We start from the raw sequence: 20,615 nt of genomic DNA on the forward strand, positions 1-20,615 counted from the left end.
ATTGGTTGTTAAAGGTTAAAATTGAGACCAAATGAGGCCATGAACGGATCGGGATACCATGTGCCATACTCCGGATCTATCCCGTTCTTGTTTGCACGCCAGATGGTCCCCAGGTTTTGTAGATAAGCATATATGCGCATATTTTTCAGCCCGTACCTCGCCAAAGCAGGTAACTGCACGCCCATCTGGATATCCCTGAGCTTGATCTGCCCGGCATCCTCGACCAACGCGGACGATGCCCTGTACATATCGCTCCCTGTGGCGTTGTTGGGATAGGTAAACGCGGGGACGTCTGTCCAGAGCTCATCTCCGGGTTTCTGCCAGCGGTGTTGGTAGTCCGTATGACCGTATCTTTGGGTCAGGAACTCCGAGTTTATAAAAGATGTCCGGAGAAACTTATGCCCCAATTGGTAAGATATATTCCAGGACACGTCGACACTTTTGTAACGGATGCCATTGCGCCAAGAACCAAAGTATACCGGGACCTGTGAACCATGATTGTCCAAGGTCTCTACTTTGGCCCCGGTAATAGCCGAGTAATCCTTAGAAACCCCGCCGTCCAAATAGCCCCTGGGTGTGCCATCCTCTGGATCCAGACCTGCCCACTTGTATGTCCGCAGGCTATGCAGGTTCTCTCCTTCTACCGGTACGGTCTGGGCGCCGGCCAGCAACCATGCTATATCCGTCGCCAAAAAGGCCTTGGTGACCATTGTCCGTGAGTGGGCGAAGACCAAGTTGGAATTCCATTCCCCATCTTTTCTCGACAGGGGCTTGGCGTTAAAGGAGATATCCCAACCTTTGGTATGCAGATTAGCAAAGTTCGTTCGCATAGAAGCGAAGCCTGTCGTGGGGTCGATCTGCCCTGCAGCGATCAGGTCTTTGGCTTTCTTTTCGTAATATTCGATGCTGCCGCCCAAAAAATTTCCCTTAAGGGCAAAATCCAGACCAAGGTTGAGGTTCCCGACCCGTTCCCAACGTAGTCTGGGATTGGGGGGCGTATTCATCTGGGCGTAGTTACTGCCCGTTATGGTGTTGGGCCTGGGCGAGAGGTAGATTATGGGGTAGGCCGATGTTTCCGTGCTTACATTGCCATTGTACCCATATGTGGCCCGGAGCTTCAGTAAAGGAAAGCGCCGATCGTCGATAAAACCTTCCTTCGAGAGCAACCACGCCCCTCCTATGGACCAGAAAGGCTGCCCTTTGTCATTGGTCTTTACCCCGAATAGATTGGATGCATCCTTGCGCACACTGGCACTCAGGATATAGCGCTTGCTATACGAGTAGGCCCCGTTGGCATAATACGAAACGTAACGATTGACGCTCCCATCGTAAAAATTATTGTCGGGCAGGGCCATAGTGCCCAAAAGACCGTTCAATACCGGTACGGCCCGACCATGGGCCAAGGATTGGAAAGAGCCGGTCTGGGGGTCGAATCCATCATACTGCACCGTCCGGAAATCCCTGTCCACGGTCCGGACCTCAAAACCTGCAAAGAGATCCAGATCGTGCCTGTCCCAACTACCATTGTAAGTACCTGCCAACCTCCCCTGCTGGACTTTGCTGTTCCAGGTGCGCTCTCCATAATAATCGCCGATCGGGAGGTTCCAGACCACCTGCTTGGCATCCCAGCTCGCAAAATCGTTCAATCTCCTGCGCTGGACATAGCTTCCGGCACCGTAGCTATCATAAGCCGGGTTTTGGTTATGTTGGTAGGCATAGCGTCCGGTAATGGCCAAGCCAAACGGAAAGCTATAGGTCGCCGAGATATTGGCCATCAGGTCCCTATTTACCTGCGTCTGCCGGGTCTGGTGTATATCCCGCAATGGGATGTAATCCCACCCCATCAAGCGTCCACCTGCAACGGTATCGCGGAACGTCTCGCTAAATCCAGCAATGTCAACGAAAAGTGGGATGCCGCTCCCATCGGCCAGCTGCATATATGGCCAATTGGAGATCCCCTTGCCCAATCCATTATAGCCGACAGGTTCGAAACTATCTACTTTCTTTGATTCGGTATAGGTAATGCCCAGATCGAGCAAAAGATATTTCGTGGCCTTTACCTGTGTATTGGACTGTAGGTTCCAACGGCTATAGGTAGAGGTGACCAACTCCTCCAGGTTCTTATCGTACCCTATACCGATCGACGTATTGACCTTGTCCCCACCTGCGTCGAGCCGCGCACTATACTGCCGATCGACACCTGTGCGATAAATGTATTTCAGGAAGTCATCCCGCATATCGACACCCCGAAGCTCATCCAATCGTGCATCCAGCTCCCGTTCCGAGATCAGGCCCCTCCTTTGTCGATCCATCAATTTGACGATAGGCTCAGGATTGCTTGTCCAATCGTTCAGGTCCCAATCGAAGCGCCCCTTATCGAACAGCATGCGGATGGCATCGATGTGGTCCGTGGTCCGCATCTGGGGAAGATAGTAGAGGTCGGGCTTTTGCTTGATACCGATATTACTGTTGACCGACAGATTGGCCTTCTCGTTGAACCTGGCCCGCTTGGTCGTAATGACGATCACGCCGTTACCTGCCCTTGCCCCCCATATCGATGAAGCGGCAGCATCTTTCAGGATGGTGACATTCTCGATATCATTGGGATTGATATTGTTGAATGTCCCGTACCCCACATTGTTGAGCTTGCTCTCGTAAGGTACCCCATCGATCACGATCAACGGCCAGCTATCCCCACGTAGTGTGCTCAGGCCACGTATATTCGTATTCATATAGTCTCCTCGAGCATCCGGACGGTATTTATTGGTAGATAGCCCAGGAACCACATCTTCTAGCCTACTCAAGAAGTCGGTGGATACCTTACGGTTGAAGAGTGCAGAATCGATGAATTCGAAGCTCCCCGTCGCTCTTTCCTTGGGTATCTTTTGGTATCCGGTGGATACCACTTCTACCTCTTGGATGGTGTTCTCGATAGGTGTCAGGCGGATGGTGATAGGGGTAGATGCAGGGCCGTAGCCTACTTTTTGGGCCTGGTAGCTCAGGTGGCGTACCTCGAGGCTCCCCTGTTGCTCTTGTACGGCGATGGCGAATTTCCCTTCTTTATCGCTACTGCTTTGTTGCTTGCCTATCCGGATGGATGCCCCTTCGACGGGGCGCCCATCGACAGCCGAGCGTACTTCACCATGGAGTACGGTCCTCGGCTGCTGGACGTACCCTTTCGCTACCCCTTGGTTGCCGGGCAGCTCCCGGGCAGATAAACTAAACATACTAGCCAATATAAAAATGGCTAGTATGTTCTTCAATGCCTTTGCAAAAAAATTAAGGTGATTGAAAAACATATTGAAACACAAAATCGTTGCCAGCAGCAACAAGCCATCGGCTATCCGCCATTTGCCATCTGCCATAAACTTTAATTTCATAACATGCCATAGGCTATAGGCCATCAGCGATACCATATAGATCACGAGCTTGGCCCGAAAATACACGTGCAGGCATTGGAGAAAAAAAGAATGGTCATCAGCCGTCAACTTATCGGTATCGTACCTTCTGGCGTCATTGCGAGGAAAGGATTGACGAAGCAACCCCGAAGGGCTCATCGTAGATAATCTATCGGCTACGTTCCTATCTTCATTTTTTATCGAGCGCGGTGGCTCCTCGCTTGGACTTCGCTCCCGGGATTTCTGCCGTTTAATAACTTCGCAGTCTTGACTTGTGGGGTTACCCTTTGTGTCAAGACAAAGGGTAACAGCCCGTCGCGGCTTGAGCGACATAAAAAACAATGATATTAAGGTTTTAGAAGACCGTACAAACGTATTTAGTCTTGAACTAAATGCTTCAGCACAGCGCATACTCCTCCCCTTAGCATAAAAATGCTTCATAATAGTTGGTTTAATTGGTTATGGAGCCGTACTCCAAATTCGCTACCGGTCACCAATCAGCAGTGACCAATAACTAATCACTTAAATAAAAAAAACCAAACCTCCCTTTTTAAGAAAATACAGAAAATAATATGTAACGCCCTTGCTTAACTGGAAAAATCAATCTAACTTTAGAATGCAAATAAAAAAGTATGTTGACCACTGGATAAGACAGGGCACCTCTGGTTGTTTCTATAAAGACAGGAGGTTGGCATTCTACAGACATATTAATTAAAGAAAGGAACTTGCTTTTATTACACCCTACATACTACCTATGAGCGTCATTCTGTCCGCTACCTGGCGGACAGAATCGCCGATGTCGTATGTATATGCACTGATGCCGTCAAAGCGCACAGCTTTCCCCTTTTCTATGTTCTGTAACGAGAGCTCGGATTTATTCAGGCGCTCGGATGACGTTCTTTTTCAACTGTAAATAGAGGAACCATTGACCACGATCGTAAATCGGGTCTGCGGAGGTTCTTTTGGTGGTTAGTTCACATCTTTTCATAATCTATAAATTGGTTATAAACGATGTCTACTCTGAAAGCTTGGAGGAAAGCGAATTGGCAAAAAACCAACAGGGCGTCTCCCATGCTTTTGCTCGTGGCTCCGCCAGAAGCCTACTCTTTACAGAGGTACCCACAAAAGTCTGACAGGAAGACGCCCTACTGGAGTATCTACAAAGATATAAAAATCCAGTAATGAGGGCGACTTCAAGGTCATCTCGTGGGTAATCTGGCGGATTTCGAACGAGTGACATCGTTGAGACAGGAGAATTCCCCTGCTTAGTGTCGCTATAATTTAAAACAAATATACAAATAAAAGATGACTTTAAAAAGTTTTTCAAATAAAAGTCATATTAAAAACTATAATATGCCAACATTATTGGGGGAGTATTTGAACGGATTGCCGATAGTAAAGGAAAAAGTCAGAGACTTGGCTAGCATCAAAAAGCCAAGAATGAACGATTTAAACAATAAAAAAACAGCCAAGCCGTCTCCAGAAGAATTTTATAGGATAGTTTATATTGCGATTAAACTGGCGAATCTGGAAGATGCTGAATTTCAAAGAGCGATAGAAGCGATTTTCCCTAATAGACCCAAAGAGGGACTATTAGAAGAATTTAAACATCTACCAGTTGAAGTAAGGTTTTTGAAAAGGCACACTCTTACACAAAGTGAAGTTGAGAACAAAATTGGAATGGCAGAAAATAAAATCAGCAGACTTGCTAATGAAAAGACTAAAGATCTATTAGCAGTCGAATTAATCTGCTTTACAGAAGGATTGGGGCTAGACGTGTTGGAAACTTTCAAAGACATTTATGGAGAGATCAATTTCAATGGAAGACAATAAAGCTAAAAATGATAAAACTAAATAACTAGCATTCATCCATTTCTAATAAAGTAAAAAGAAAAACCAATACTAATAACCATAAAAACCAAGCATTATGAACTTATTGTTTCTGAACATAGGCACACAGGATTTATTTGTGATTATAGTCCCATTATTCTACTGTTGTTTACTTGCGGCTATTTTTTGGGGGCTATATAAGGTATTATCCATCTTGTTGAATCGCTATCTAGTAGCAAAACGCGAACATACAGCAGCTCTCCTCCTACAAAGCGAAGCACTGAAAGAAATAGCTTCGGCTATTAGAGAATCGAACGACAAAAGCGGTACGCCACCAGAGATAATCTAATATGAAAACACTAGTAACAACTGTATTTCCTCTTTCGGTGACGACATTAGTCTTCGGACAAGAAGTGATCAACATAACCCCAAAAACCGTCACCCTCGAGCTGGCCCCTCAAAAAACAAGTGCCATTGATTATTCTAGAGTCACAAACTCAATAGAAATGAATTAGTTATGAAATTTTTTAGTGGTTATTTTGTTAGTAATACACGCGGCACGCGTGCATTTGCTGGGGTCTACTTGTAAACTTTGGTATTTAAAACAGGCCCCTCTGCCCCCCTACCCTCCTGGCCTAGATGTCCAGCGTCCTATTTGCCACCTGTTGATTGTCGGGCAGCTCTTGGGCCGAAACATTGCACATAGAAACTATACGGACAAATCAATCGACAACCTTACCTTGTCCATCGTCTAATAAATAATAGATTTAATTACAAAATCAACCAGCGTAGCTACTAAAGCCTCCCATTATTTGCAATACACAGAAAAAGAGGTTATTTTTATGGTGATTAAGAATAATTGATAGCCGATTATGCAGTCTATGTACCCCATAAAGAGCGAGTCTTTCGATGGTGCTTGATGCTGGACGGTGGCGGATAGCGGCCACAGAACAACCCTTAATGTGATTCGTAAGAGTGCTTTGTTGTATACAGGTCGCATTTTCCCTTGCTGACTTGTAGGCTGCTGTCCGCTTTTTCTATTAATATACTTGCTCTATTCAGGTGGCGAACAAATATTCTTAATCAAGAATGCAAGGCATAACATGCTGTCCAATAAAGAGAGCTGGAATAGCTATGTTTAGAAATTGGTAATGTATCCATAATTCTACGCTTAATTGGTTTCAGAAAAAGGAGTCAGATGGAAGAGGAAGGGCAAGAATGAAACTGATACAGTCCCTATATGTAATGAGTGACCAAACTCATTCACTGGTTTTCTATATATTTTCGATCAAGCATTCGATAGTATTTATTCTTTGTCGCTTCTCCAAATAATCTCAGGAAACTATTCTTATAATCGGTAAAACTATCTGAGTTATAGACTTCTCTAAACACGATATAAGTTGACACTGGACTGTTCAAATTTGCTTCGATAAGTCGGTTTATTTGTTCTTTAAGTTCTGCCTGAATTGAGGTTTGCCAAGTATTTGAATTGATCAATGAATCCATCTTCTTCACCTCAGAAAGATTTCCACTATTTAGCCACTCATATTGTTGGGCTTTCAGGTCAGAAAGCTTTTGTCGCTTTACTTTTTCATTTTGAAGGAGTAGATGACTATAGATCTCAAACAAATTGAAGTCTTTACCTTTGCTTTCAGCAATTAGATTATTGTCTACTGGATTATTATAATACCGTTGCTCGACTTCCTCTTGGGATAGTGAATCTTTCAAGCTAATTTCTAAGTCCCCTGATTGCTTAGTATTGATATATACCTCCTTTTGCATCATAAATTCGTCTGAAAAATCCCCAAAAGTTTCTTCATGCTTACGCAATCCTTTATAGATACTGTGCGGGACATAGCTACGACGCCAAAATACATTTATACTGACTGCATCATCAATAATAGTATCCAATACAATCTTTCTTTTATTTACAAGCATTGCATTATATAGCTTTTCCCCTGTGACAGCCTGATAGATTTCGACCCGAAATGTATCCACTAATGGCAAATTAATAGTGAGTTCTATTCTATTTGATTTCTTACAACTAAAGGGTAAGATTAATATTGGAATTAAGATATATAACAATAATCCTCTCATAATTAGGAAGCCCTTAAGGTTCAACATTACTAATGTCGAACCTTAAGGGGAGACTATAATGTGTTTCTATTTTCCTTTATAAACTGCGGTAATTACAACTTCGCCGCTTTTATTATACGCATTAAACGTGATTGACTGTGTATTTCCGATTTTTTCAGATTTATTAGCAACCAAATAAAAGGTTTGAAATTGGTCTCGTAGTGCTTTATAAGCTGCTGCAATCCCAGCATTTGTGGTACTATAATACGGCAGGAAGCTCATTGCATTATGACCCTGCGATATATAATTAGCTATCTGTGCATTAGATTTATTAACATAGACAAATTGGAAGGGATAAAAATCTGTAATACCCCCTATTGCAGATATATTATTAAATGGGTGCCAGCTATATAGTGCATTAACGTTTCCAGCACTTTGCGCAACGTACTTCACAGGAATATTGAAGTCTTCGTTGGTTAAAGCGGAATGTACTTCCATTGTTTGGAATTCGCCTTCTCCAACCGGCCTATTGGCAACGGTAGTCATATCAAATAGTACTTCACTATCTGCCCATTTCCAATCTGCAGGTCTTTTGAACAATTTATAGACAACACCACCTTCGGGTTTGTACACTCCCCCGCTCCTATAGCCCCTTATCTCGATAGTATCTTGACTATAACTCACCACATTAAAGATATGATCTGTAATGTCGGACATTTGAGCCCCAACTTTGAAAAGGGCAGAAATCACCGAACCAGTCGAAAATTCAAGTTGGGGAGCGCCCAGACCGCTTGTAATTTGATAAAAAGATTTCACGCCTTCTGACTCGCCGTAAACAGTCTTTACATCGACCGAATTGTCTGTAGTATCAAATTTCATTACCACCGGAGCATAGATCGTATTACTCAAATTGGACTTCACCATCATCACCCAACCATGCTCAGAACTTTGGAGCACTTTGTTCAATCCTGCAGCAAGTTTCTCTGCTCGGTCTGGATTGCTGTCAATATAATCATTGGTAATGATATCCTTTTCACAGGATGAAAGCCAAAAGGCTAACAAGACACCAACAATACTAAACTTAATCAATTTCATATATATATAATTTGATTGTTATCATCATACAAAATATCCAATCGCATTCATGCATGAGCCGTCTGTACAATATGGATATTTCATAACTTAATAATTTACCTTATTAACTACAGAGTCTACCACTTTTTGTAGCTCGTGAAGATCAACCCCCATATCTGAGTATTTCTGAAGGACTAACTTATACTTTGTATTAAGCTTTGCATTCCTAGCAACCATTACTTCGATTTCATTTTTAGGGTATTTAACCATGTATTCTACCGATGTGGCAAAATCTTCTTCTCTTGCATAGCCACCATATGGCTTGAAAAAGCCGTCCTTTTGAGCTTCTTCATCGGTACGTAAATTCCCATCCGGTTTTCTGAAATAACCAGCCAATCCGTAGTAATCCCCTTGTGATGTGCGATCATAGATTACTCCTCTACCATATTTTTGATCTATTTGATGGGCATGCTCATGATATAAGGTCACCAAATGATCTTTTAACCACTCTTTGTTCGTCTTACTAAACGCATTAACACCTCCCATACCCAACCTATAGTATTGGGCATTCAGACCTGCTCCAGCGGCAGCACCCACTGTGGTAATATCATTGAAGTGCACAAAACCGCCTACAATTATAAACTCTGTCGGAGTTTGTTCCTTATAAAACTTAGGGAATCTTTCTTTCAATGGATTGAGCCACATCTTAACAAGCATAACCCGTGTATATTGTAGAGCTAAATCGTACTCCGCTGGCACAAAAAATGTTGTACCTGCTATTATACGAGGAGAAAACTCATAAATAATCTCTACACCGAATTCCTTTTGCACGGAATCACATAAATAGTCGAGCTCATTCCATTTCTCTTTTGGCTTATTTGTTCTTTTGGAAAAGTAATCTAGATTTTCATCTATTTCTACAGCCTTCTCTTTATTGCAAGAATTATATATAAAGAGACCAAAAACAGTTAGTACTAATACTAATAATCTTTTCATCTTATCTAGGATTTAATTGATTTTCTAAAACAGGATTACCAATTCTGGCAGGCAACGGAATCTGGATAGCCGTTCTTTTGTCATTTGGAACCAATACTTCATCAGGTGTAGCAGATAATCGATTGAGACGATGCTCAATTTGAATACCTAAACGCTTGATATCATACCATCTAAAACCTTGGCCCAAAAGCTCCAATCGACGTTCTTTCATCACAACTTCTAAAGCAGCATCCCCATTAGTAGGAACAGGCAAGGCTGCATATGGGACAATACGCTCTCTTCTAATGGCTTCGATATCAGCCATAGCTTTAGAAATATTAGGTGCGCTAATCTTTAATTGGGCCTCAGCTCTATTCAATAAAACCTCTTCCATAGTAAAACAATCATAACGAGCCTGTGCTGCATTTGGATTGTTGGGTTGGTTTGCATATTTCACCACTAAAGCCACACTATCAATAACCGTTCCTCCGGAAGAGAATAATTTACTTCTTAAATCTGTCGTTGGGGTAGTATAGAAAAGACTATGTGATAAGTAAAATCCCCCCAATCTAAACCCAAATGGTCTACACAAGAATCGTGTTGTCTGACAAACCAACAACAAATTGGAATGTAGGGTGGGATTCATTATTTCCTGAGCGAAAAACTTCTCATCAGTTGTACGTTGACGCTCAATATCTTCAGAAAGTTTACGTACAATGGTTCCCTTATCTTGTACTACTAAATCAGCGTACTTAATAACTTCATCCCAATTACCTTTGTACAGATTGACACGAGAGAAAAATGCATAAACACTGGCTAATGAAAAACGATAGGGGGTCCTGGGTATAGCTGCTTCACCTTCTTTTAACAGCTTTAACCCTTGTTCCATGTCTTTATCGATTTGGTCATAAACTTCCTTAACTGTGGCTCGACCAAAATAAGGACGATTTTCTTTAGGAACTCCGACAATTAAAGGGACACCTAAATCGGTTGTATAAGTAGTAGGATTATAATGCATACTGAAAAGATTCACCAAGCTAAAATAATTATAAGCTCTGAGCATCAACGCTTCTCCAAGAATTGCCTTCCTTCTTGTTTCATCCCCCCCAATCTTTTCAATTTCTTCAATGACAGTATTCGCTTCATATATCTTATTGTAATAATGCGCGTATGCTGCTTGAGGAGTGGCTGTTGCATTGTCCTGATATTCATCCTTCCATAAATAAAGAGGGATATAAATGGGTCCCATACTTGCTTGCATGGTTGTAGCATAATGATGGAAATTATCGGTCATTATCTCTGTGAAGACATCTTGGCGCTCGGGATAAGCCGCAGCCAAGCCATCATCCAAATCATCCAACGTCTTTATTTCCAAACGATTATCATAAGGCTCATCTAGAAACTTTTCGCAAGAAGAGTTTAATACTAGGCTTATAGTCAATAATATAAAAAATATCTTTTTCATGTGATCTACTATTTAAAAACTTGCTGTTAAACGTATACTATATGACCTCGGATTGGGCATGGCAGTACCTCCAGTTAACAATAACTCAGGATCTACTCCTCTTAATTTTTTACTCGCCCAATAATGGATATTGTTGGCCGAGAACATTAATCTAGCCGTTCTAATCGCAGGTATATGTCTCGTCAGCATCCTACCAATCTCATAAGAGAACATTATCTCATTGATTCGCAATGAACCAGCATCAGCAACTCTAAAATCACTTCGATTATAGGCCATCTCGTCATTATTCGATATTGTTGCCAAATACGTACGTTGAATAGTACTTAGTAAGCCCGGTATATTTGTATAACCTTCGTCACCAATAGTTTGCCATCTGTAGTTGAGATCCGCAGATTTAGAACTATTGTCGTCATACGTTCTACTAGATATAGGTGTCATAAACACCTTATGGCCTAAAGCATACGTCAGAAATACCCTAAGTTCGAAGTCCTTATATTGAAACGTATTGGAAAATGAACCTGTGCTTAACGGCTGTCGGGACCCCATATAACTTACTAATGAGCGATCTTTGGATGCAGTTATTATGCCGTTCGTCAATGTAGGCATACCATTTTCACTATTTCCATTAGAATAAAACAGCGGACGGCCTTCTGAATTTAAATTAGCATAGTTAAATGCATAAAGTCCTTCTATCGGATTACCGATTAATGGATAACCATTAGACCGAGTAATCTCTGTCAACAATGCAGATTCCAATTCGCCCTTTGTTACTTTGTTCTTCACATAGCCATATATAAAATTCATATCCCATCTAACATTTTGGCTATTCAGGACATTCCGGACACCAAGTGTTAGATCCACACCGTTATTTTCCATACTAGCGTAGTTGATATTTTTGGTCGTAAAGCCTTCCTCCTGTGCAATGTTTATAGAAGATATCAAATCATTGTTGTGTCGGTTATAGTACTCTCCGACAAATGTAAACTTGTTAAATAAACCAAATTCCAAACCTACATTCGTAATATAATCCTTCTCCCAATTCAAGTTATAAAGCTCAGGCGATGTAACTCGAATACCGATGTCACTATTAGACGCGTCCAATCGGGTAAGATTGACGTATTGCGCATTACGTAATGGGGAAGTTTCTAATGTATTTCCACGAAGAGCATAACTACCTCTAACCTTTAGGTAATCAACTACCTTAGAAAGGTTAGATTCTTTAAAGAAGTTCTCTCTATCCACATTCCACGATAGACCAAAATTGTAATTTGGCAAGAATTTAGATCGGGTCAACCTTCCAAACATATTACTACCATCAAGACGTCCTCCAGCTTCAACATTATATCTATCAAAAAGTGAGTATTGAAACGTAGCAAACATGCCTAACTCATTTTTACGCTCAAATGATTCAATATACAATCTGTCGTCAAGGTTGACCGAACGAATCATTCCCAACCGGCTAGGGGAAACAATCTTTCCTCCATAGTACATGTATCCAAACGCCTTCGTGTATTCCCTCTGGATATGTTCACTTTGAACAACCATACCTGCTAGCGCATCGAGACTATGATTTGTCCAAGCCTTTTTAAAGTTAAATTGATTCCGGATATAGTAAGAACTACCTTTATTACTTCTTGAATATAAAAAACCTCCTGTAGGCAGCCACGTCTGTCTAAAGCCAAGTGGGTCGGCAGGGTCTTGATACAACAGGGAGTTATCATTACGAAGAACATCATTATAATCAACCCTATGGGCGTTCGAAACATTTGAACGTTCAGTGATTGTATGATTGTAGCTGTTGTTTGTCTTTCTTATATTTAAGGTGAGCTCATATTTCAAAGTTGGAAGAATCTGAAAAGAGGGCATTAAACTTAACCGAACATCTTGTGAAGTTATCTCATTAAAGTTTTCATTCAACTCTTCAATGATATTGAATGGGGCGAGATTTTCAGTATAATATTTATAAGACCCATCAGCTTTGTAAGGATACATAGCTCGACTTGTATTCATAGCGTACACAAACGGATTAATTTCAAATTGTCTAGATACATCCGAGTTGGTCGTACCTGCATTAAAACTACCAGGTGTAAATTGATTTCTATAATTCCAATTTAGGTTCGCATCAAGCTTTAATCTTTTACTAATATTAAAAACGGTTCTAAAATCAGTCGTCACACGATCCATGTTAAATCCAATGGCTTGTCCATCATCGTGGGCATAATTTCCGGATACGTAATAGGTATGCTTCTCCCCTCCTCCAGAAAATGAAAGATTATGTTCTTGTACAACGTTATTTCGGAAAAGCACGTCAAACCAGTCTGTATTTGCACGTGCCGACCGGTTCAATTCTTCATATGCTTGATCCAATGATATATCCCTTAACGCCAATTGTTTATAAGTTTCTGTATATGCACCTGTGGAATTGGGCCAATTAGCATTTGACAAGTAGCCTTTGTCAAACATCTCTTTATACAAAGAGATTTCTTCCTTGGAATTCATGAGGTTAAATTTCGCAACATCTGGTTTTAGTCCAATTGTATATGCCGTACTGACGTTAATATTTCTACTATTCAGGGCTCCTGTCTTTGTGGTAATCGAAACGACCCCATTAGCAGCTCTAGTTCCATAAAGTGAAGTGGCTGCACCATCCTTAAGGATTTGGATGTCTTCGATATCATTAGCATTTAAACCTGCGATTGCAGATCCTAACACCGATGCGGGATCTCCCGAATAAAGTTGACTTACGGATACGTTACTAGGGGAAGAAATCGGCACACCATTCACCACATACAATGGCTCTTGATTCGCACTAATGGAAGAATTACCTCTAATTCTAATCTTAGGTGTTGAACCAAAAGTTCCAGAAACATTCTGTACACTCACACCAGCCGCAGCTCCTTGTAGCATTCTGGAAACATCTATAGCTCCCGAACGATTTATTAGATTCTTGTCAACACTACTTACTGATCCTGTAAATTTTCGTTTGTCAATTTTCTGAAAACCAGTGGCGATTACTTCCACTGCATCTAACGTTTGTTCAATGGGATTTAACGAAACATTGATGGAGGTTTGTCCTTTAGCTACAATCTCTTTGGTTGCAAATCCCACAAAACGTATTATTAATATCGAATTAGCTGGTGCATTAAGCGTGAATTGTCCCTGTTCATTGGTACTCGTTGACATTGAACTTCCTTTTACTGAAACAGTAGCCCCGGCCAATCCTCGTCCATTCGCATCCTTGACAACTCCAGTAATGGGGACTTGAAGAGAATAATCGCGGACAATCACGTCAGTTCTATTTGTATTGACTGTTACAGTACCTGCGATAATTTTAAAGGTATAATTTTCCTTGTCCAAGACATTGGCCAAAGCATCTTTAAGAGAAACGTTTTCAAGCGTCACATTGACCCGTTCGGCATTGCGAACCACATTCTCTTCATACAGGAAACGATGATTCGTCTGCTTGGATATAGACGAAAATACATCTACCAATTTAGCGTTTTTGACGGAGAGAGAGACCTTTTGAGCTACTCCATCTGCATGTACGCAGGTTATAAAAACCAAAGACAGGAAAACCGTAATTTTCATGGTGAGTAATAATTGGCGCAAACTGGCCTTTCGCTCATCTTCAGCGAGGCCTTTGCGAAATAATAAGTTATTCATACATTTGAGTAATTGGGTTAATTGATTTTTGTGCAATTAAATTTCAGTTCCTAATTGTCTACTGAACAGGGATGCTGCAACATTCCTGTTCTTCTTTTCATTCTTCATTGTATTAATTTTCCATATTCTTTTTGTTTTGTTGTCTATTAATGATTGTTAGTTTCTTTCCTTCGATATCAAAATCCAGGTGACTGACATAGCTTAGCATATCCAGTACTTGGCTCAGATTGACATCCCGCTCTATACTTCCGGAATACACTTTATCAAAAGATATCTGCCCGATAAAGGATACATCAAGGTCGTACCATCGTGATAATTCAGCCGCTATCTGTGCTATATTATCTCCTGCGAAATAGAACTCGTTGTTCTTCCAAGCCATCTCACGCTTAATATCTGCTTTCCCCTTCTTAATCCCGTCTTCTGATGACGCCGAATACTCTCCAGGTAGCAAAATCATCTTCTGATCACCAACGGCTACCTCTACTTTACCCTCCAATAACGTAGTACGGACCGAGCGCAGATAAGAGTTGACATTAAAATGTGTACCTAAGACCTTTATTGAGCTTCCGTTGCTCTCGACAATAAAGGGACGATTAGTGTCTTTGGTTACCTCGAAATAAGCCTCACCTTCCAAGAAGACCCGTCTCTCCTGTTGTGAAAATTGAACTGGAAATTTTAGTTGGGAGAGCGCATTGACCCATACCTTAGTACCATCAGAAAGTTCGATCTTAAAAAAATTGGCTTTGGGCACCACCAATGTGTTGTAGACTACTTGCTTTGGTGTAACAGCCGACTCTTCCTTATACTTAAGTGCTTTACCGTCACCCTCTATAGTCGCATCTGCGATGCTTGTTCCAGAGTCGATATCTTTTAGATCTACACTACTCCCATCCGGGAGGATAAGCTGTGCACCTGCTGTGCCTGGAGAGACATCATTTTTGTATTTTGTAGTGGTAATAGCTAAAGTTGTTTTTTCGTTTGAGATGTCAGGAGAGTTCATCCAAAACCAGCTCGCACAAAAGCAGACCAACAACACGGCCACGATGGAGGCGTATCGATAGTAGCGTGTTCTTGATTTCTTAAATTCCTTTTTTTGAAACTGCTCCCAAGCGTTATCGGAATCTATAGCATGTATGAAATTCAAATCACCCTCGAGATGCTTTGCATTTCTGAATTGGTGAACCAATGCTTGGTTCTTGGCATCTTCTAGCAACCAAGTATCGAATGCGCGAGCTTCTTCCTGGGTCAGTTGCCCCTGCAAGTATCGCTGAATCAATACACTGATATAAAACTTATCTCTTTCCATAAATGTCGGTTATATATAAAGTAACGTTGACTTGCCAATAGGGTGACAAGGAATTAACGATTTTTTAACATTTTAATAAAAAAAATGAAATACAGGCTTTTAAATGGATGAAAAGCCCATGAAATAGAGAGAATGCTATCCCTTTAAGAATAAAATAAAAAGTGCTAAAAACTCAGGATTCAGCTTCGCCAAAAGAGTTTTCATCCCGCGTTGCTTTTGTGTCTTGACGGTATTGACACTGATTTGCAATTCTTTGGCAATCTCTAAATTAGAAAGTCCATCAAGATAGCCGAGTCTGAATATATGTTGACAGGAACTTGGCATCTCTGCCACAACACGATAAACATCAGCAATGACTTCAGAAAAGATAATGTCGTGCTCCACCTTGCTATCTTCACCTTCTATGATTGGATTCAACAACCAATACCGCTCCTCAACTTTCTCCTTACGATAGAGATTGTAACAAGTGAAACGTACAGATGTATAAAGAAAATTTTTGATGGCCAATTCTTCACTACACAGCTCATCTTTTTGATCAAAGTAAGCACAAAAAGCATCTTGAACGATATCCTCGGCTACCGATTTATCCCCTACCAATTTCCAGGCAAAGTGACAAAGCCGAGGATAGTATTTTTTAAACAGCAGCTCATCGATTGACTTCTTCATTCCATAACTCCCTCTTGATAAACGGTCTTAGTTAGTATTTGCAAGAGCAAGCTAAGAAATTATTCTCAAAAGACGATACAAACGGGCGAAAAAACATTTAAAGTAGAGAGCACATCTTTAAGCTTTCCACTCTTGGTATCCCGCTGGAACACGGTCACATTGTCGGTCAACTGGTTTGCGACAAGCAGCAGTTTCCCATTTGGTGAAAAATTAAAATTACGAGGGCCTTTCCCCTTTACATCATAGGTATCCAAGAGCACTAGCGTCCCATCAGCCTTTACTTGATAGGCCGATATTACATTGGCATCCACTCTATTGCTTGCATATAGAAAATGACCATCTGGCGAAAGCTTGATATCTGCGGCTCCGTCTTTACCTTGAAAACCAGTTCTATTGATTGTAATTTCTTGAAGTTGCTTCCAATTGTCTGCCTCCTTTTGATACACCACCACCTTGGCAGTCATTTCCAAAACCACATATAGATATTTACCATCTCGACTTAAAGTGATGTGTCGAGGGCCACCACCCGCAGGTGTTGAAACAACAGAAGGCTCACCTAGTTGATAATGACCATCTTTGGACTGAATGGGATAAATCGTAATCTTATCGGTACCTAGATCTTGGACATATAGGGCGCTAAAGTCATTGGAAAAAAAAGCAGAATGTACATGGGGTTTTTCCTGTCTTGCCTTATCTACCCCACTTCCTGAATGCTGGACAAATGCTTCTTGACTTGCGATACTTCCATCTTTATGGAGCTTATAGAGGGTAAATGATCCTCCTGAGTAATTTGACACGACTGCAATAGGGTCACGTTCGCTCAATGCCACATGGCAGGGATCGGCACCACCTGTAGGCATACTGTTCAACAGACGAAGTTGCTTCCCGTCAAAGGCAAAAGCCGACAGCGACTCCGTACCATCATGCATTTCGTTCACAGCATATATAACACGTCCATCGGATCGCTTTGCCAAGTAAGAAGGATTATTGGTCTTGATGGAGGTAATCAGTTCCGCCCCCCCTGTTTTTTGGTTGAAATTATAGACATATATGCCCTCGCTTTTCCCTGGCTGGGTATAGGTACCCACAAAAAGGGGCACGTGGGTTTGGGCTAATAATGTAGCCGGTATTGATAAACATGTAACCATTACCATATAAGATACTACCTTCTTAAGTTTTATTGTTGTCATCTAATTATTTTCGTTTATTTATTCAGCCTATGAACCCAAAGATGTAAATAAGCTCGTTACAAGCGAATTAATTACTGATGAGCGCTAAACTTTGGTCAAAAGAGGTTGAGGATATCCTATTACAGACTTGATTAAAAACACCTTTCAACCACCTCTACTTTTGTTAAAATTGGTTAAATGACTGTGCGTCCTACTAACCAAATCCGTAATTTAGCTTTTTCTAAAATACGAATGTCGATTTAAAGATAAATTTTAAGCATGTGATTCCATAATTATTTTGGGGAAAACATCAAAAAGTAAATATAATCTGATATTTTTGCGTTAGGTTTAGAAGAGTGTAAGATTTTGATAGTCAAACAAAGATACCATTCCTGTAGTGGAGGGTTGATGAGACTATCCTATAAATGAAATTTATCGATATCTCCTCCCCTATCGAAAGATAGTTTTTTAGAGAAGATACCATATTCAAAAAACGTAATTCAATTTTGCTAAGAATGATCAAACAGTTATGCGTGTTCCTATTTTGTGTACTAGGTAGTATCAATCTAACCTATGCACAGGGAAAAATAGTGGACAGAGTGGTGGCGACAGTGGGTTCTAATATTATTTTGCAGTCGGATGTCGACATGCAATATTCCCAGAATCTCGTGCAAGGCATGAGCCCTAACGAAGATTTCAAATGCTATATCCTTCAACAGTTGTTAACCCAGAAACTTCTTGCGCAACAGGCAGTATTGGATTCTATTGAAGTCTCGGAGTCTGAAGTGGATGACAACCTCAACAGTCGTCTTAGTCATATGTCCAGACAGGCAGGTGGTAAAGAACGGTTAGAGAGCTTTCTAAACAGGTCTTTGCTTCAATACAAAGAGGAGATGCGCACAAGTGTTGCTGAACAATTGAAAGCGCAGAAAATGCAGCAGAATATCGTCCAGAAAATTGATGTCACTCCTCTTGAGGTAAAAAGATATTTTGAAGGACTTGATAAAGATAGTCTTCCATATTTCGACACAGAAGTAGAGATAGGCGAAATCGTAATGTACCCGGTAATGACCAAGGAAGAAAAAGAATCTTTTCGGAAGCGTGCAGAAGATCTACGGAAGCAGGTTGTTGACGGCTCGGACTTCGGAACGATAGCACGTCTTTATTCTGAAGACAAAGGATCGGCAATGGCAGGCGGAGATTTAGGTTTTTCTACTCGTGACAACTATGTAAAAGAATTTTCGGCCATTGCATTCAAACTAAAAGCGGGAGAGATATCGCAGGTATTCGAGACAGAGTACGGCTTTCACTTCCTGCAAGTATTGGAAAGAAGAGGAGAAGAAGTCAAGGCACGCCATATCTTGATTTCAGTCAAACCTACAGCAGCAAGCTTAGAACGTACCCGCCTAAAACTGGACACAGTATATCAAAAATTGGTAGACAAAAAACTAGATTTTCACACGGCCGCGACCCATTATTCGGATAATAAGGAGACAAAATTCAACGGTGGTATGGTGACCGACCAAAATCGTTCAACAATGATACCCGTCAACCAGTTAGAAGCGAGTGTATTTAAAGCAATAGATCCACTAAAAGCTGGCGAGTATTCACAACCAACACTATTCCAGGATGAAGGACCGGGTGGTAAAAGTGGATACCGGATTAGTTTTCTAAAAACAAGGATACCTCCACATAAAGCCAACTTAGAGCAAGATTTTGCAAAAATAAAAGAGGCCGCCTCAGAAGATAAAACCCGTCGAAAACTTAGCGAATGGTTCGAAAGTAGAAGGAACAGTACATTTATTGCAATCAATGAAGACTTTCATAAATGTGAGGACCTACAGATTTGGTTCAAACCACTAAATGAAGATAGTATCGCAGCGACCAACGCATCCAAGTAATAGGAGATGCTAATCATAAAAAAGGCTAGGAATCACAGGATTCCTAGCCTTTTTTATGATTTTATTCTTGGCGCATATATCTATCTTTCAAACATCATCTCAATCATTACTTTCCACTGATAGTCATCCTTCAATTGCCATATACGGATATAGTTATACTTGACCGTCTTATCTTTTGAGATAACATCGGCCGTACCATAGGTATAAGCGTATTCACCACTATAGGCTCTTCCCACATTCGTAGGATTAGTATGGATTTCGACACGTTGCTTTTTCAAAAAAGCCATAACATCTTTCTTGCCCTCAATAGGCTCTTGCCATGGGTATAAGAATTTGACATCATCAGTCAAAAATTCGCCGTAGGCTGTCGGATTATTAGCCTTTAATACAGTAGAAAACAACTTGTCACTCTGCATGACCACCTCCTCACGCTGCCCAAGTCTTACCTTAGATCGATGCTTTAAATACCAGTTGTCATCAGGCTCGTAGAAGATCAAATCTGAAGCTTGTTGCTTTCCATAGTTTTCGACCTCTGCCCTGAAATCTACTTTCCAAACGCCTTTTTTATTCCGTTTCCAAACAATCAGATACTGACCATAACGCTTGACTGCTCCAACCTTTTGAAACTCCATAGGTCCACTCGTGACTCCCCAATCTTGGCTACGGGATACCAGTACAAAATTTGCATCCCAAGTCATTATATCGGCGATATTGGGCCTATTCGTCAAATAATTAAAGGCATTGACGGCGGATGGTGTAAAAAAAATAGACTCTTTGTCTACAATAGACAAAAATGCCTGATGCGGAGTGGTAGACTTTGAAAGCTTTGCAGCCTCCCGATCTACCGTTATCAAACTTCCGACCTTATCCGGAAGTTGTGCCTGACTATAGTACGTTTGAAAAGTAAATACTGCTGATATAGCTGCTGTTGTCCAAAACTTCATTGGAATAGTGTTATTTCATGAGCCCTCCCGAATGCAACCGAGAGCGATTTTGCTTATAATGGTAATATACCCTTACCTAATATAGGGTAGTATTATGGGTATATTCACACCATTTATGAGCGATATACCCATGATGATTCATTAAAAT

General features: G+C 41.1%; 13 protein-coding genes. 3 read left to right on the top strand and 10 right to left on the bottom strand.

Translation table 11 applies throughout. The features are described 5' to 3' along the window. Positions 1-8 precede the first annotated feature (8 nt). On the bottom strand, positions 9-3,839 hold the full coding sequence (locus OQ289_RS19580) for a SusC/RagA family TonB-linked outer membrane protein (RefSeq protein ID WP_270088440.1): 3,831 nt from the start codon (positions 3,837-3,839) through the stop codon (positions 9-11). Between the two features lie 864 nt (positions 3,840-4,703). Here OQ289_RS19580 and OQ289_RS19585 point away from each other — a divergent pair. Further along, positions 4,704-5,231, top strand: coding sequence for a hypothetical protein (locus tag OQ289_RS19585; protein ID WP_270088441.1), 528 nt, complete (start codon positions 4,704-4,706; stop codon positions 5,229-5,231). Between the two features lie 94 nt (positions 5,232-5,325). Next, positions 5,326-5,577: a hypothetical protein gene (locus tag OQ289_RS19590; protein ID WP_270088442.1), complete on the top strand. Its 252-nt coding sequence runs from the start codon at positions 5,326-5,328 to the stop codon at positions 5,575-5,577. Positions 5,578-6,491: 914 nt separating this feature from the next. Here OQ289_RS19590 and OQ289_RS19595 read toward each other — a convergent pair. From OQ289_RS19595 to OQ289_RS19630, 8 genes are all read right to left on the bottom strand, one after another. Then, positions 6,492-7,226, bottom strand: a complete 735-nt coding sequence (locus tag OQ289_RS19595) for a hypothetical protein (RefSeq protein ID WP_270088443.1) — start codon at positions 7,224-7,226, stop codon at positions 6,492-6,494. A gap of 165 nt (positions 7,227-7,391) precedes the next feature. After that, a complete protein-coding gene (locus tag OQ289_RS19600; protein WP_270088444.1) occupies positions 7,392-8,399 on the bottom strand; it encodes a DUF4302 domain-containing protein in 1,008 nt (335 codons plus the stop codon). 87 nt (positions 8,400-8,486) lie between these two features. Continuing rightward, entirely contained in the window at positions 8,487-9,374 is an 888-nt protein-coding gene (locus tag OQ289_RS19605; protein ID WP_270088445.1) for a substrate import-associated zinc metallohydrolase lipoprotein, read from the bottom strand. Between the two features lies 1 nt (position 9,375). Continuing rightward, positions 9,376-10,818, bottom strand: a complete 1,443-nt coding sequence (locus OQ289_RS19610) for a RagB/SusD family nutrient uptake outer membrane protein (protein ID WP_270088446.1) — start codon at positions 10,816-10,818, stop codon at positions 9,376-9,378. A gap of 12 nt (positions 10,819-10,830) precedes the next feature. Continuing rightward, entirely contained in the window at positions 10,831-14,481 is a 3,651-nt protein-coding gene (locus OQ289_RS19615) for a SusC/RagA family TonB-linked outer membrane protein (protein ID WP_270088447.1), read from the bottom strand. Between the two features lie 112 nt (positions 14,482-14,593). After that, complete coding sequence (locus tag OQ289_RS19620; RefSeq protein WP_270088448.1) at positions 14,594-15,787, bottom strand: FecR family protein; 1,194 nt, start codon at positions 15,785-15,787, stop codon at positions 14,594-14,596. 135 nt (positions 15,788-15,922) lie between these two features. Beyond that, complete coding sequence (locus OQ289_RS19625) at positions 15,923-16,453, bottom strand: RNA polymerase sigma-70 factor (RefSeq protein WP_270088449.1); 531 nt, start codon at positions 16,451-16,453, stop codon at positions 15,923-15,925. Between the two features lie 65 nt (positions 16,454-16,518). Then, positions 16,519-17,643 (bottom strand): lactonase family protein, encoded by a 1,125-nt coding sequence (locus OQ289_RS19630; protein WP_270088450.1) that lies wholly within the window; start codon positions 17,641-17,643, stop codon positions 16,519-16,521. 461 nt (positions 17,644-18,104) lie between these two features. Here OQ289_RS19630 and OQ289_RS19635 point away from each other — a divergent pair, with 461 nt between their 5' ends. Next, entirely contained in the window at positions 18,105-19,523 is a 1,419-nt protein-coding gene (locus OQ289_RS19635) for a peptidylprolyl isomerase (protein WP_270090882.1), read from the top strand. Between the two features lie 80 nt (positions 19,524-19,603). Here the strand turns inward: OQ289_RS19635 and OQ289_RS19640 are convergent, their stop codons facing one another. Continuing rightward, on the bottom strand, positions 19,604-20,467 hold the full coding sequence (locus OQ289_RS19640) for a DUF4440 domain-containing protein (protein WP_270088451.1): 864 nt from the start codon (positions 20,465-20,467) through the stop codon (positions 19,604-19,606). Positions 20,468-20,615: the final 148 nt, after the last annotated feature.

The organism is Sphingobacterium sp. SYP-B4668, assembly GCF_027627455.1.
Lineage (GTDB): Bacteria > Bacteroidota > Bacteroidia > Sphingobacteriales > Sphingobacteriaceae > Sphingobacterium.

Bases quoted from the DNA above. Each gene is read 5' to 3' on its own strand.
- OQ289_RS19580 (WP_270088440.1), bottom strand. From the start codon at position 3,839: ATGAAGCATTTTTATGCTAAGGGGAGGAGTATGCGCTGTGCTGAAGCA.
- OQ289_RS19585 (WP_270088441.1), top strand. From the start codon at position 4,704: ATGACTTTAAAAAGTTTTTCAAATAAAAGTCATATTAAAAACTATAAT.
- OQ289_RS19590 (WP_270088442.1), top strand. From the start codon at position 5,326: ATGAACTTATTGTTTCTGAACATAGGCACACAGGATTTATTTGTGATT.
- OQ289_RS19600 (WP_270088444.1), bottom strand. From the start codon at position 8,399: ATGAAATTGATTAAGTTTAGTATTGTTGGTGTCTTGTTAGCCTTTTGG.
- OQ289_RS19605 (WP_270088445.1), bottom strand. From the start codon at position 9,374: ATGAAAAGATTATTAGTATTAGTACTAACTGTTTTTGGTCTCTTTATA.
- OQ289_RS19610 (WP_270088446.1), bottom strand. From the start codon at position 10,818: ATGAAAAAGATATTTTTTATATTATTGACTATAAGCCTAGTATTAAAC.
- OQ289_RS19615 (WP_270088447.1), bottom strand. From the start codon at position 14,481: ATGAATAACTTATTATTTCGCAAAGGCCTCGCTGAAGATGAGCGAAAG.
- OQ289_RS19620 (WP_270088448.1), bottom strand. From the start codon at position 15,787: ATGGAAAGAGATAAGTTTTATATCAGTGTATTGATTCAGCGATACTTG.
- OQ289_RS19625 (WP_270088449.1), bottom strand. From the start codon at position 16,453: ATGAAGAAGTCAATCGATGAGCTGCTGTTTAAAAAATACTATCCTCGG.
- OQ289_RS19630 (WP_270088450.1), bottom strand. From the start codon at position 17,643: ATGACAACAATAAAACTTAAGAAGGTAGTATCTTATATGGTAATGGTT.
- OQ289_RS19640 (WP_270088451.1), bottom strand. From the start codon at position 20,467: ATGAAGTTTTGGACAACAGCAGCTATATCAGCAGTATTTACTTTTCAA.